This is a genomic window from Mycolicibacterium sp. lyk4-40-TYG-92, from assembly GCF_030209435.1.
In the GTDB taxonomy this organism is placed as follows: Bacteria; Actinomycetota; Actinomycetes; order Mycobacteriales; family Mycobacteriaceae; genus Mycobacterium.
Genome location: NZ_JARVRX010000006.1, coordinates 65,633 through 79,272, shown reverse-complemented (window position 1 = coordinate 79,272; position 13,640 = coordinate 65,633). Strand labels below are relative to the sequence as shown.

Below are 13,640 nucleotides of genomic sequence, written 5' to 3'. Positions count from 1 at the left end.
GGGACGTGTGGCAAGGCAGGAGACTGTCGGTGCGCACCGCAGGTGAATAGCCGAACCCGCCGTGTACTCACAGTCCCGGCGCGGCCGGACGATGGATCGAACGTCATCTACGTGTAGGTGGGGAAGGTGTGCACGTGACCGTGCCGCGCGACAACAGGGCGATCGACATTCTGTTGATCGAGGACGATCCCGGCGATCAGTTGATCACCCGGGAAGCCTTCGCCGACAACAAGATCAAGAACGTTCTGCATATCGCCCACGATGGTGAGGAGGGCCTCGACTTCCTCTATCGGCGCGGTGCCCATGTGGGCGCGCCGCGACCGGACCTGATCCTGCTCGACCTGAATCTGCCCAAGTACGACGGTCGGCAGTTGCTCGAGAAGGTCAAGTCGGACGTCGAACTGTGCGACATCCCCATCGTCGTGCTCACCACGTCGTCGGCGCAGGAAGACATCTTGCGTAGCTACAAACTGCATGCCAACGCCTACGTGACCAAGCCTGTCGATCTCGAGCAGTTTCTGAGCGCGGTACGCCAGATTGACGATTTCTTCGTTCAGGTGGTCCGGCTGCCGCGGGCCTGACGGCGGTCGGCTCGGTCATCAGGCCTGCATGGCCAGACACGGCTCGGTGCCCGGGAGCGCTGCGGGCGTCGCGAAGCCGAAGCGGTCCATCCAGTGCACGCCGCCGGTGTCGCTGGGCAATGGCTCACTGTCCTGCTCGGCAGATCTCGTGGCCAGCTGTCGCTGCAGGTCCGTTGCGCTCACCGGGCTGACGTCATTGGAATGCGGCGCCGGGCCGAAGGGGGAGGCGACGGAGTCGGCGCGGCGCTGGGCGCGGTAACGAACGACCGCGCTCCGCAACGTCGGATGCGCGGGTCGCGCCAAGGTCAGCACGTAGAACGCACCCGCCGCGACGGAATTGATGGCGAGAACCTCTTCGCCCATGCCCTCGAGCAGGTCGATGAAGTCGGCCGCCTCATGGCCGCCGATCGCGTCGCCGGCGATGCCGGTGGTCACCGCGATGCCCAGGGCCGCCCGGCCGTCGCGGTCGGCTGGAATGAACCGGAAAGCTCGTCCGCCCACCGAAGGCAGGGTGTCCCCGGCGGGGCACTGGACCGCGCCCGCCGGTTGCTCGGTGTCGAAAAGCCAGCGCAGACCCACCAGCAACACCGGCAGGTGGACAGTCACGCCGGGTGCCGCGGCCTCGTCGGGCACGGGCTCGACACATTCCGCTGTCTCGTCCGCACTTCGTGGCGCCGCCATCAGTTCGATTGCCATCCCTGATTCCTTTGAGTCGGGCAACGCGCGAGTGCGTCAGCTGACTTGACAGTTACCCGCTCCATTCGAGCGGCAAACACTCAGATGGTGGGGCCTGTCTTGCGCGCGCCGCCGTCGGTGGTGTACCGAAAGCTGTTTCAAAGCAATGCTTTCCGGATGGAGCTGGTGCACAGACGAGCGGCCCAGTCCAGCAGTTCGCTGGACTGGGCCGTTGGCTGTGCTGTGGTCTGAGCCTCGCCTAGTTCTGCTGCTCGGCTCGCTCGCGTGCCTCAGCAGCCTTGGCGCCCGCGCGTGCGGCGTCCGCCTCAGCTTCCTTCTTCGCGGCGTCGCGCTGCGCGTCGGCCTTGTCCTGCTGAGCCTGGCCTTCACGGACAAGGTCGTCACGTCCGGCCACAGTGCCGATGACTTCCTTGGCCTTACCCTTGACGCCTTCGACGACGCCCCGGATGGCTTCCTCGGGTCCGGTGTTCTTGTCCTCGCTCATGGCTAAACCTTCCGCTTACGGATCGGATGATCGCACGGAGAACCGTTCCCCACGCCTGCCGAGAATTCCCAGCTCCGGCGCACGTCAAACGGCGACTATTGCGATCTACGCCACACCCGGATGTGGGTGCCCCACAGGGCATTCCGCTGACCGTTTCCGAGATGTTTGGGCAGCTGACCGCCTTGGGTACGGAAGGACTGCCGACTGACCGGCAGGGTCAGACGGGGCAGGCTGAAACGACGTGCACTGCCCACAACGGAAAGAGGCACCATGATTCTGGTCGGGGCTGTATTGCTTGCTCTCGGGCTGATCTTCAACACCTACCCCTTGTGGGTGGCCGGCGTGGTCGTGCTGGTGGTGGGCGCGGTTTTTTGGCTGCTTGGGGCGACCGGACGGCAGATCGCCGGCCGCCGCTACTGGTATTAGCCGGCTGCGTGTCGATGCGGTCGCCGTGGCGTTCGAGAGCTGCCACGACTAATCGAAATAGCCTGCGGCACAGGATGAATCGAACGGCCGCGCAGGCGGCGAAGCGGGCGGACAGCGTCGCCCACCTTCGGGTACTGCCCCCGCCGACAGCGGGAGGTGGCGGGCGATGCACGTTTGTTTGAACAGGTATGGACAATGGGTACTCAGGGTGCGACGTGGAGTGGCCTGCACAGGGACGCTGGAGGAAATACGTGGTTGAGGCAGTGGGGCAGGGCAGCTTGGCGTCCAATGACCGGTCTGTTGAGTTGATCGTTGCGGCGTCTCCGGAAAGCCTGGCCGTCCTGCGGACGCTCGTGGCTGCGGTCGCCGCATTCGAAGATTTCGATCTGGATGCCATCGCCGATATCCGGCTGGCGGTCGACGAGGCGTGTACCGGTCTCATCCGGGCCGCGGTGCCGGGGTCGAGCCTGCGGGTCGTTGTCGATCCGGCCAATGACGCTGTGGTGATTCGTGCTTCGGCGACGTGCATTGCCGATGACAGCCGCGGCACCGCGGTGGTGAAGCCGGACAGTTTCAGTTGGCACGTGCTCAACTCGCTGGCCGACGAGGTATCGACCTTCGCCGACGAGCCGGCTATCGACGGCACCCAGGTGCTGGGTGTTTCGTTGACCTCGAGACGAGTGAGTCTGCAGCGGTGACGGCGGAGTATGCGGACGTTCTCGAGATGTTCCGTCAGCTCCAGAGGACGACCGAGGGTTCAGCTGACTACATCGCGCAGCGCGACGCGATCATCGAGCGCTGTCTGCCTTTGGCCGACCACATCGCGCGGCGCTTCGAGGGCAAGGGCGAGGCGCGCGACGATCTGCTGCAGGTCGCACGCATCGGCCTCATCAACGCGGTGAAGCGTTTTGACGTCGAGATGGGCTCGGACTTCGCCTCTTTCGCGGTCCCCACGATCATGGGGGAGTTGCGCCGGCACTTCCGCGACAACAGTTGGTCGGTCAAAGTCCCCCGGCGGATGAAAGAGCTGCACCTGCAGATCGGCACGGCCAGCGCCGAGATGTCGCAACGCCTCGGGCGCGCGCCTACTGCCTCGGAGCTGGCCGTTGAGCTGGGGATCGATCGCGACGAGGTCCTCGACGGTCTGATGGCCGGAAGCTCATACAAAACCACCTCGATCGATGGGGCAGCGGGGAGCGAGGAGCGCCCGTCCCTCGCCGAGACGCTGGGTGACGTCGACCCTGGCTTGGAGAAGGTCGAGTATCGCGAGGCGCTCCGGCCGCTGCTGGACGAACTGCCGGAGCGCGAGCGGACCGTGCTGGTGTTGCGATTCTTCGAATCGATGACGCAATCCCAGATCGCCGCCAAGGTGGGCATCTCCCAGATGCACGTTTCGCGGTTGCTGGCGAAAACCCTGGCACAGCTTCGGGAGAAGCTGGAGTAGCTCCGGCGGCGTGCGGAGCGCGCCAATGGACCGGAGCGGTATGGACCAACTGGTAACGTCCGCGACGGTAAGCACAGCGAAACAAGATGGTCAGCACGAGGTAGGTGGCCCCTTGGCGAAGGATGTGACCACTTGTCCATGCCGGCGGAGCCGCGGATGAACCGCTCGACTTCCCCGAAGTCGGGGCCGACGGGAGATCGACCGCTGTCGCTGCTACTGGTGGAAGACGACCGCGGTGATGCCTTGCTGGTCGAGGAGTTGATCGCCGACGCCGCGATCGACATCGACTTCCACTGGGCGTCCACATTGACCCAGGCGGCGGCCGCGCTGGAAGCGATCCGTCCGGACTGCGTGCTACTCGACCTGCACCTGCCCGACGCCGGCGGCGTCGACGCGCTCTATCGCTTGGGCGCCCTGGCGCCGAGCGTGCCGATCGTCGTTCTCACCGGTCTGAACGACGAGCATTTCGGTGTTTCTGCCATGGCGTCCGGCGCGCAGGACTACCTGGTGAAGGGCCGAGTCGACCCGGACACGCTGCGCCGTGCGGTGCTCTATGCGATCGAACGCAAGCGCGCCGAGGTCACCGCGGTGGATCTGCATGCCAGCCGACTGCGCGCTCAGGAGAATGCCCGGTTGGAGCGGGGCCTGTTGCCCTCTCCGCTGCTTCTGGACAACCCCGGCGTCGAGATCGTCACACAGTCCTTGCCTAGCCGGCGCGATGCTCTGATCGGGGGCGACTTCTACGACGTCGTGCAGACACCCGACCGCACGGTGCACGTCATGATCGGTGACGTCGCCGGCCACGGACCGGACGAAGCCGCGTTGGGCGTGGCGCTGCGAATCGGCTGGCGTGCACTGACTTTCGCCGGTCTGCGAGGCAATGAACGGATGCGTCAGCTCGACCGCATCCTGACCACCGAGCGCCCCAGCCGCGGCACCTTCGCGACGCTGCTGAGTGTGGCACTGGCGCCCGATACCGGGCAGTTCGACGTGGTGCGGGCGGGACATCCCGGCTTGCTCATGCACGGCACGGGCACCGTCGACTGGCTCGAACCGACCGCCGGCCAGGCACTGGGCCTCGGAGCCAGGGAATGGCCCGTCAATCGGTTGCAGCTGCAGCCGGGCGACGGCTTGATGCTGCTGACGGACGGGCTGTTCGAGGGACCCGCAGGGGCTGGGGGCGAACGTCTCGGGGAGGACGGACTGCTGGCGGCCGCCCGCTCCTTGGCGCGGCTGCCCGGGACCGAGTTCGTCAAGGCGCTGATCAGTGAGACGGAGACGCGGGCCGAGCCGTTCGGCGGGCTGACCGACGACATCGCCGTCATTCGAGTGGAGCGCTCGGTTCGATGAAGTTGACGGTGCAGGGCTGGCAGAACCTGGTTCTGTCCGCGATGGGCGTGGTGGTGCTCTCCGGTGCTGTCGGCGGTGCGCTCTTGATGAGCCGAACCGACACCGTGTCGACCGAACTGATCGAGCACCTGCAACCGGCCCGTGTGGCCGCCTACCGCTTGCAGGCCGGACTGCGTGATCAAGAAACCTCGGTCCGCGGTTATGCGAGCGCCGCAGACAGGCAGTTCCTGGCGCCATACGAGGACGGGCAACGCGCTGAAACGGCTGCGGCGCAGAAGATCAGGACATTGCTGGGGGATCGTGACGCCCTCATCGCCGACCTCGATGCGATCGAACGCGCCGCCGGTACCTGGCGCAGCACCTACGCCGAGCCGCTGATAGCCAGTGTCGTCGTGGGACATCCGGCCGTCGTCGACAGCCGTACCAACGAGGAGGGCAAGAAAGAGTTCGACAACCTCCGCACGCTCTTCGACGCGCAGAACCGGCACCTGGAACAGGCGCGCGACGCCGATATCGCCCGGCTGACGTCCATCCGCACGTGGCGGGACCGAGTCCTGGCCACCATGGTCGGTGCCTTCATCATCATGGCGGTGGTGCTGGCCATGCTGGTGCGCAGTTCGGTCACCCGCCCGCTCGGCGCACTCGCCGCGGCCTGCCGCCGCATCACGCAGGGCAACTTCGATGAGCGCATAGTTCCCCAGGGGCCCACGGACATTCGCGCGATCGCCGTCGACGTCGAGGAGATGCGGCAGCGCATCGTCGACGAACTCGAAGCGTCCCAGTTCGCCCGACTGGCTCTCGATGAGCAGGCCGAAGAATTGCGTCGCTCCAACGCCGAACTCGAACAGTTCGCCTACGTGGCGTCGCACGATCTGCAGGAGCCGCTGCGCAAGGTGGCGTCCTTCTGTCAGCTGCTCGAGAAACGGTACGGTGACCAGCTCGACGAGCGCGGCGTGGAGTACATCAACTTCGCGGTCGACGGCGCCAAGCGCATGCAGGTGCTGATCAACGACCTGCTCACGTTCTCCCGCGTGGGCCGGATCAACGCCACGCACACGGAGGTCGACCTGGGCGAGGCTGTTGCGTCGGCCATGCAGAACCTCGCGACCTCGCTCTCTGAGTCCGGAGCCGAGATCGTGATGCCGCCCGCCGGCCTGCCGCGCGTCGACGGCGACCCCACGCTCTTCACGATGCTGTGGCAGAACCTGATCGGCAACGCGGTGAAGTTCCGGCGCGAGGGTCGAGTGCCCCGGATCGTGATCGACTGCACAATGGGAACGGGTGAGAATGCCGACGACTGGGTATTCACGGTCACGGACAACGGTATAGGGATTGCCGAAGAGTTCGTGGACAAGGTGTTCGTCATCTTTCAGCGACTGCACGGCCGCGATGCCTACAGCGGTACCGGTATCGGATTGGCGCTGTGCAAGAAGATCGTCGAACATCACGGCGGCACCATCGGGATCGACACGTCGTACACCGATGGCACGCGGTTCGTGTTCACGTTGCCGGCCACCCCGACCACCGAACCGAACGTCATCGCAGCAGAGCAGCCGGAAGGAAGTCATCCATGAACGCGTCGTCAGCCGGCCGAGTCGTCGACATCCTGTTGGTCGAGGACGATCCGGGGGACGAGCTGATCACCCGTGAAGCGTTCGCGGACAACAAGATCAAGAACACTCTGCATGTCGCCCGCGACGGTCAAGAAGGTCTGGATTTCCTCTACCGGCGCGGCATCCATGCGGGCGCCCCGACTCCGGACCTCATCCTGCTCGACCTGAATCTGCCGAAGTACGACGGCAGGCAGCTGCTGGAGGCGATCAAGTCCGACGCCAACTTGTGTCACATCCCGGTCGTGGTCCTCACCACCTCCTCGGCCGAGGAGGACATCCTGCGCAGCTACAAACTGCATGCGAACGCCTACGTGACCAAGCCGGTCGACCTCGATCAGTTCATGAAGGCGGTGCGGGAGATCGACGAGTTCTTCGTCCAGGTGGTGCGGCTGCCGCAGCCCTGATGTCACGCGCTGCCGGCCGCATCGGCGGCGGCGGTTTCGACGGCATCCCATTGCAGGCGCACCTGCGTGCCGGCATCGGTCGACTCGATCGACGCACGATCGGTCAACGCCTGCATCAACGGAATTCCGCGTCCTCGGGCAGAGTTCGCGAGCTGTGCTGTGGCGGGGCGCCACGTGCCCTCGTCAGCCACGGTGACGGACAGCAGACCTGACCCGCGGTCGAAGTCGGCGTGCACGTGCATAACGCCGGGAGACGGCGCATCGGCATACGCGGCCTCGACGGCGTTGGCCAACGCCTCGTTGACGGCAAGCACGATGTCGCTCGCTTTGACCCGGTCCAGTGCGAGGTGCCCCGTCAGCCAGGTCGAGAACTCCTGACGGACGGCTGCCGCATGTTCGGGGATTGCCACCACGTTCGTTCTACTGAAACGTGCCCCGCTGCTAGACTGGTCCGGCTCCGTCATAGCGACCTGCTCGACCTACCTTCCGATTGACAAGGACCGCTCTAGGCGGTGACGGCCGCGAGGGCCTCGTCTCGCGTAGCGAACAGCTCGATCAGGTCGGCGATGCCGACCAGCTTGAGCGGCCGACTGGTGGTGGGGCCATCGGCGACGATGACGAGCCGAATCGCCGGCGCCAAGTCCGCATGTGCCGCCACCAGCACGCCCATCCCGGCCGAGGCCAGGAAGTCCACCGCGCTCAGATCGACGACGACCGCCTGCGCGGTGCCGACAGCCGCCGGGCTCAGCGCGGATTCCAGCTGCGGAGCGGTGAGCATGTCCACCGTTCCGGACACCGTGACGACGCTGACGGCGCCGATCTGACTCTGTTCGACTGCGCAGCTCTCCGCGGCAGAGTTACCGCTTCCCTGGACTGGCTGGCCTGTCATTGTCACCTCCGAGGGGCTCACACACGTGAGCCGACAGTCCAAATACTATCGGCGCTTTTGCTGCCCGCTGCACCAAACCTAGTAGGACGCACCCTGTCCGTCGGTGTGGCAAATAACATGTTTGGCGTCGTTCACCGGCGGGTATATATGTGCGCCGATTCTGCGGGACCGGTGCCGACCTGAACCGCTTCGACTGTCGGGTTCGATTGTGCCGCAAACCGATTGCTCAGGGGAGTGGCAATCGGCGTCCAGCTCCACGGCGGTGCGTCCCGCGTGGCCTTTGTAGCTGATGTCTTCACCTTGTGTGTCCCGCTGAATATCCCTTGCCATCGATCCATAACGGTGTTATGAATATCTATAACACCGTTATGGCGATTGGAGCTCCACCGTGGATCACCATGAGAACCTCACGTTTCCCGAGCCGCCGCGGCACAGTGCCGGCGGTGTCGCGACCGATACGCTCGGCAGTCATGTGCGGGTCGGCGATGCCGACCGCGAAGCCGTTTCTCGCCGGCTCACCCATGCCGTCGCCGACGGCCGGCTGACCCTCACGGAATACGACACGCGCCTGCTGCGGCTCTACCGGGCCGAAACCCGTGGCGAACTCGCCGGAATCGTCTCGGACCTACCGCGATCCGATGCGCGAGGTGAACCGAAACGGGAACGGAAACAGACGATTCCGGCATGGGTCGTCATCATGTGGATGCCGTGGGTCGCGGTGAACCTGCTGTGCCTCGCGATCTGGCTCGCCACCGGCGCCGGATACTTCTGGCCGTTCTGGGTGGGCGTCCCCTGGGGATGCGCGTTGTTGATTCCCAGCGCAATCGGCATGCGTGGTCGGCGCGTCGGCGGGTTACATGCCGGTGGCGACTCTTACCTACCTCAGCGTTTGTGACTCGTCACAAGCGCTGAGTGTGATACTTCGGCGCTCGGTGTAGAGACGGCGGCCACTCGGGCATCGATACTGGTTCGGACAACGAGGCGGCATCGGCGCTGCCACAGCCACCGGACGGGGCTCGTTGATACAGGAGGGCTACAACGTGGTTGCCGCACCCGAGAATCTGATCCCGCTGGACCGGGGTGATTCCCGCCGCGTCGAGTTCGAAGGCGGCAGCATCCAGTCGCGCGTCCTCGCGTTGACGCTGAAGGCCACGGTCAAACCGGTGTTGAGTGTCTGGGCGATGGCGCCCGGCCTGCCGTGGCCATACCGGGCCGTCGATCACGTTGGTCGCGTGCTGCGGTCGGTCGCGGGCACCACCCGCCAGCCCGTCAGCCTTGCGCACTGTTCCGCCGAGGTGACCCGCCCGGCGGCGGTCCGGGGGGACCGCTACGTCGTGTACCTGCACGGCGGCGCGTTCCTCGTCGGTGGCCGCTACCTGCACCGCCAGATGATCTCGCGGATTGCCGCGTCCCTGCAGAGCGAGGTCATCGCGGTCGACTACCGCAAGCTGCCACACCACACCATCGCCGACGGTATCGAGGACTGCATCGATGCGTATCGATTCGCGCTCGGGCGAGGCATCCCGCCGGAGAACATTGCATTCATCGGAGACTCGGCCGGCGCATACCTGGTATTCATCACCGCGGTGTTCGCGGCCCGGCGCGGACTGCCTATGCCCGGCGCGATCGTCTCGATGGCACCGCTGGCCGACTTCGACGTGCAGGCCAAGATCGATGCACCCTCGGGATCAACCGATGTGCTGTTCTCAAAGACCTTTGCCCGCGCTTTCCATCAATTCGTCATGCGGCACAGCCCGCCCGCAGACGAGCACAGTCTGCTCGATGCAGATCTGGCCGAGTTGCCGCCGTCCCTGATCCAGGTGAGCTCGACCGAACTGCTCAACCCCGACGCCGAGGAGTTGGCCGTTGCCCTGACGAAGGCCGGTGTGCCGCATCAATTGCAGGTATGGCGGGACCAGGTCCACGTGTTCCAGGCCGCGGCCTCGATCGTCCCGGAAGCGGCGCGCGCGCTGCGCGAGGTAACGCAGTTCATCGAGTCGGCGTTCGCCCGAAGCGGGGCGCGGGCGCAGTCCGCTTAGTCGCTCACTGTGCGGTGAACCCGAGGGCGCGCGCAACCCCGTCCATCACAAGGCCTTTCAGGTACTCGGGAGAGGTGTGCCTGCCGAGGGCCGCCTGGGTGAGGATCATGCCGGTGACCAGATGAAAGATCGACTGTGCGTCGTCATCTGGGCACTGTGACGACATCTCGCCGGTCCGGCATCCGGCGCGAATCGCCTCGCGCAGCGGTTCGATCAATTCGTCCACGAGCGCATCGTTGCGTTCGGCGTCGTCCTCGGAACGCTCCAGCCACACGGCCGCCAGCGCTGAAGCTCTGCCGCGGCGCTCCGCCGGGTAGACGTAGTCGATCATCGTCGCGGTGTACGACAGGATCTGCTCGATCGGACGCTTGCTCTGCGTGGCGTGTCGCAACTGGCTTGCGGCGCTGCGGAGTTCGTCTGCCAGCAACGCGGACAACAGGCTTTCGAGGCAACTGAAATGCCGGTGGAAGCTCCGGTCGCATACGCCGGCGCGCTGCAGCACGTCCTCGAGTTGCAACACCTGCCAGCCGGAATGATCGACGAGTTCCCTTGCCGTGCAGAGGATATGTGCGCGCTCCAACTCCGGATAATTCACCACTGGGTTCACATCTCGTTCCGTACGATCCGAATGACTCGAGTTCGCTGACCGATGTCCGATCGAGCTAGCCGGGATTGCCTGGTTCTGTGACGGCGATTGGCGTGTCTGCATGATCGACGGTATGGACCGTCATCGCCGCGGCGAGCAGTCGGGACTGGTGGGGATCGGTCGGGTCGTATCCGGTGATGTCCTGGATGCGCCGCAAGCGGTAGGTAAGGGTGTTCGGATGGATGAAAAGCTCTGCCGCGGCGGCCTTCCGGTCGGCGCCGTGCTGCAGATGTGCTTGCAGCGCTTGGAGTAACCCAGGGTGGTCGCGCAGCGGCGCGATGCGGCAGGCGAGCAGATCGCGGGCAGGCCCGGGGCGCGTCGACTGGTACTCGAAAAGAACGTCGGCCAGTTGATAGATGCCCGGTCCTCTGTTCAGTTGCCTTGCCAGGCGGGTGATTTCGTCGGCCTCCGAGACCGCCGCGGGGATGGCGGCCAGCGCGGCACCCGGATGGTAGGCAGCGTAGACCGCAATATCGAGTCGATCGCTCAGCGCGGCGACCAGGGCGCCCAGGTGTCCGGTCACGGCCGAATCGTCGCAGTGTTCCACGACCGGTGCGGGCAGCAAGATGACGCCGGCATGGCCGTCGAACGTGTTGAGAATCTCGCCGGCACCACGTCCGTAGAACACTTGGTTGGCCAGCCGTAATCGCCGGCGCGCCGCCAAGATTTCGTGGGTGGTACGTGGTTCGTCGGTGTCCACCCGGATCGCCAACACGTCATAGCGGTCGCTGAGCTTGATACCTACTTGCTTGGCAAGCACGTCGATATCGGGGGCGCCGTCGATGAGACCTGCGCAGAGGGCACCCAACTGGCGGCGGGCGGTGGCCCGGAGCGCAAAATCTGAATCCTGGTAGACCTCGGTCATCAGGACGCTGATGGTCCCGGTGAAGTCGGCGAGGTACATGCCCAGCGCGGCGATCGTTTCCGAATCACCCTCGGAGGCCGATTCCAGGACGATCTCCCACAGTTTCCGGATGCCGGCGTGCAGTGCGGTGAACAGGAACGGCAGGGGGATCCCATCCTCGGCATGTCGTTCCGCGACTGGCAGGACGAAGGTGGCCACCTCGGCGCGGGTCACCCTGCGTCCTTCGGTGATCAGGCCGAGCCCGTACAGAAATCCACCGATGATGTACGGGGCGACCTCGCCATCGAAATGTTCGATCGGCATCGGGGTGGGCCATTCGATGGATTGGACGGCCTCATGGAGAAGCGTCGTGGCGATCTCGTCGATCCGGTCCTCGATCACCTTCCGCAACGGTGCGTCCGCCGGGATCGGCGGCAGTTGGGATGGCGACGACACGTGCCGATTGTGATCCATCACAACGCGGTGACGGAAGATGCCGGGGCAAATCGCAGAAAGTTTTGTTTCCGGCACCAAAATTGCCGCGCATTCTTCTCGCGGCAAGCGGCGTGTCGGGCGTCAGAGCACGTACGGCGCGATGAGGGTGGTGGCGCCCAGCACCACGACGCCGATCAGGAATGCGACGACGGTGAAGCCCATGACCTGGCGGACGTTCAGTTTGGCGATCGCCAGCAGGGGCAGTAGCCAGAACGGCTGGATCATGTTCGCGACACCTTCGCCGACGGCGACCGCCATGGAGATCAGCCCCAGGTACTCCGGTGACCGCTGGCCGATGGCCAGCGCCGAGTCGACCGCGATGGGGCCCTGAACGGCCCAGTGTCCGCCGCCCGACGGGACGAACAGGCTGATGAGCAACGACCCGACGAAGGTCAGGAACGGCAGCGTGTGCTCCGTCGCGCCGTTGACGACGGCCTCGGCCAGCAGCGTCTGCAGCGGCTTGTCTGCCTTCGTCGCCTGATAACCGAGGAGGCCGACCAGGCCGCCGTACAACGGGTACTGCAGGAGCAGTGGGCCGGACACCTTGGCGGCGCCGGTGAACGCCCGGATGAAACGGATGGGCGTGCCGTGCAGCAACGCGCTGGTGATCGTGAACAGCATGATCATCGACGAGATGTTCAGCGCGAATCCACTGAGCACGAAGTAGGCCATGCCGGCGGTGAACACGAGGACGTTGAGTATCCACAGGTTCTCGAGCCATTCGGCAAGGGTCTTGACTTCGGGTGCTGCCGGTGGCGGCACCTCGTCCTCGAACACCGCGGGGTCGGGAGCCAGGCTCTGCGCCGGAGCCATGCGCCAGACGGCGAGCCCCAGCAGGACCAGCACCACGATCGCAGACAGCCAGCTGTACGGCTGGAAGATGGTCTGGCTCAACGGAACAGTGATGCCGGTCAGCTTGTGGATGACGTTGATGGGGCTGCTGCTGTCGGTGTTGGCCAAGGCGATCGATGACGAGAGTCCCTGCGTCCAGACGATGAAGCCCATGAAGGCGGCGGCGATCAGGTAGCCGAAATGGGCGTCGGTGAAACGCTTTGCCACCTGCCGGGCGACCAGTGCACCGGCGACCAGTCCCAGTCCCCAGTTCAACAGCGACAGCACTGCACTGACCGCGAAACACAGCAGGGCGCCCTGCACCTGGTTGTTCGGCTTGCCCGCGATGTGGACGATGGCCCGCTTGAGGACGGGCGCCTCGGCGAGCGTGTAACCCGTCACGAGGATCAGCACCATCTGGAAAGCGAACGTGAAGATGTTCTGCGAACCCCACACGCCCCCGTACCAGGCCTTGAGCATGCCGCTGGGCGTGGCGCCGTGCACCAGCAGGGCAACCATCCCGGCGACCAGGACGGTCAGGATGACGGCGAACAGATAGGGATCGGGCATCAGGCGTTCGACGTAGCGGACACACAGGGCCGTGAAGGATTGCATGACGCCGCGGCGTTCGGGTTTGGCGTCCGCGCTCGCGCCCGTGCCCTTCGGATGTTCGCTCGTTGCCACGTGATCCACCTTCGCAGTGTCTGGTTACGGCACTCATCATGGCGGGTGAGTGGCGCCAGAGTGGCACCTTTGCACAACGGTTTCATCGTTCCGGGATCGTTCGGTCGGCGCCCGGCAGCACTGTCCGAATGGGTAGTACCGGACCCACCCGGGCGGGTCCGGTACTCGGTCCGTTCGGGGCATGCGGCGGCATGTCGCTGTCAATAGCGTTGTG

The 13,640-nt window shown here is 65.3% G+C and carries 16 protein-coding genes; 9 read left to right on the top strand and 7 right to left on the bottom strand.

Annotation, left to right across the window (positions count from 1 at the left end):
• The first annotated feature begins 140 nt into the window (after positions 1-140).
• Entirely contained in the window at positions 141-581 is a 441-nt protein-coding gene (locus QRN63_RS12070) for a response regulator (protein WP_267318535.1), read from the top strand.
• Between the two features lie 18 nt (positions 582-599).
• Here the strand turns inward: QRN63_RS12070 and QRN63_RS12065 are convergent, their stop codons facing one another.
• Positions 600-1,277: a hypothetical protein gene (locus QRN63_RS12065; RefSeq protein WP_285030961.1), complete on the bottom strand. Its 678-nt coding sequence runs from the start codon at positions 1,275-1,277 to the stop codon at positions 600-602.
• Positions 1,278-1,515: 238 nt separating this feature from the next.
• Positions 1,516-1,761 carry a microaggregate-binding protein 1 gene (gene mbp1, locus QRN63_RS12060; protein WP_267318314.1) on the bottom strand — a complete coding sequence of 82 codons (246 nt, stop codon included), beginning with the start codon at positions 1,759-1,761 and terminating at the stop codon, positions 1,516-1,518.
• Positions 1,762-2,031: 270 nt separating this feature from the next.
• Here mbp1 and QRN63_RS12055 point away from each other — a divergent pair, with 270 nt between their 5' ends.
• The 6 genes from QRN63_RS12055 to QRN63_RS12030 all read left to right on the top strand — a co-directional run bounded on the left by QRN63_RS12055 (position 2,032) and on the right by QRN63_RS12030 (position 6,998).
• Positions 2,032-2,187 (top strand): hypothetical protein, encoded by a 156-nt coding sequence (locus QRN63_RS12055; protein ID WP_267318313.1) that lies wholly within the window; start codon positions 2,032-2,034, stop codon positions 2,185-2,187.
• Between the two features lie 251 nt (positions 2,188-2,438).
• Entirely contained in the window at positions 2,439-2,885 is a 447-nt protein-coding gene (locus QRN63_RS12050; protein ID WP_285030959.1) for an ATP-binding protein, read from the top strand.
• Entirely contained in the window at positions 2,882-3,631 is a 750-nt protein-coding gene (locus tag QRN63_RS12045) for a SigB/SigF/SigG family RNA polymerase sigma factor (RefSeq protein WP_285030958.1), read from the top strand. Before QRN63_RS12050 ends, QRN63_RS12045 begins: the two co-directional genes overlap by 4 nt.
• 156 nt (positions 3,632-3,787) lie before the next feature.
• Positions 3,788-4,981 carry a PP2C family protein-serine/threonine phosphatase gene (locus QRN63_RS12040; RefSeq protein WP_285030957.1) on the top strand — a complete coding sequence of 398 codons (1,194 nt, stop codon included), beginning with the start codon at positions 3,788-3,790 and terminating at the stop codon, positions 4,979-4,981.
• Positions 4,978-6,555 (top strand): sensor histidine kinase, encoded by a 1,578-nt coding sequence (locus QRN63_RS12035; RefSeq protein ID WP_285030956.1) that lies wholly within the window; start codon positions 4,978-4,980, stop codon positions 6,553-6,555. Before QRN63_RS12040 ends, QRN63_RS12035 begins: the two co-directional genes overlap by 4 nt.
• On the top strand, positions 6,552-6,998 hold the full coding sequence (locus tag QRN63_RS12030; protein ID WP_267318309.1) for a response regulator: 447 nt from the start codon (positions 6,552-6,554) through the stop codon (positions 6,996-6,998). Before QRN63_RS12035 ends, QRN63_RS12030 begins: the two co-directional genes overlap by 4 nt.
• Positions 6,999-7,000: 2 nt before the next feature.
• Here the strand turns inward: QRN63_RS12030 and QRN63_RS12025 are convergent, their stop codons facing one another.
• Together QRN63_RS12025 and QRN63_RS12020 are read right to left on the bottom strand one after the other, a co-directional pair.
• Entirely contained in the window at positions 7,001-7,462 is a 462-nt protein-coding gene (locus QRN63_RS12025; protein ID WP_285030955.1) for an ATP-binding protein, read from the bottom strand.
• Between the two features lie 41 nt (positions 7,463-7,503).
• Positions 7,504-7,887: an STAS domain-containing protein gene (locus QRN63_RS12020; protein WP_267318308.1), complete on the bottom strand. Its 384-nt coding sequence runs from the start codon at positions 7,885-7,887 to the stop codon at positions 7,504-7,506.
• Positions 7,888-8,275: 388 nt separating this feature from the next.
• Here QRN63_RS12020 and QRN63_RS12015 point away from each other — a divergent pair, with 388 nt between their 5' ends.
• Together QRN63_RS12015 and QRN63_RS12010 are read left to right on the top strand one after the other, a co-directional pair.
• Entirely contained in the window at positions 8,276-8,782 is a 507-nt protein-coding gene (locus QRN63_RS12015) for a DUF1707 domain-containing protein (RefSeq protein WP_285030954.1), read from the top strand.
• A gap of 145 nt (positions 8,783-8,927) precedes the next feature.
• The gene (locus tag QRN63_RS12010; RefSeq protein WP_285030953.1) at positions 8,928-9,926 is read left to right on the top strand and encodes an alpha/beta hydrolase; all 999 of its coding nucleotides are present in this window, start codon (positions 8,928-8,930) and stop codon (positions 9,924-9,926) included.
• A gap of 4 nt (positions 9,927-9,930) precedes the next feature.
• Here the strand turns inward: QRN63_RS12010 and QRN63_RS12005 are convergent, their stop codons facing one another.
• From QRN63_RS12005 to QRN63_RS11995, 3 genes are all read right to left on the bottom strand, one after another.
• Positions 9,931-10,533: a TetR/AcrR family transcriptional regulator gene (locus tag QRN63_RS12005; protein WP_267318305.1), complete on the bottom strand. Its 603-nt coding sequence runs from the start codon at positions 10,531-10,533 to the stop codon at positions 9,931-9,933.
• Between the two features lie 55 nt (positions 10,534-10,588).
• Positions 10,589-11,872, bottom strand: coding sequence for a PucR family transcriptional regulator (locus tag QRN63_RS12000; RefSeq protein ID WP_285030952.1), 1,284 nt, complete (start codon positions 11,870-11,872; stop codon positions 10,589-10,591).
• Positions 11,873-11,992: 120 nt separating this feature from the next.
• Positions 11,993-13,357 (bottom strand): TIGR00366 family protein, encoded by a 1,365-nt coding sequence (locus QRN63_RS11995; RefSeq protein ID WP_350224443.1) that lies wholly within the window; start codon positions 13,355-13,357, stop codon positions 11,993-11,995.
• Positions 13,358-13,640: the final 283 nt, after the last annotated feature.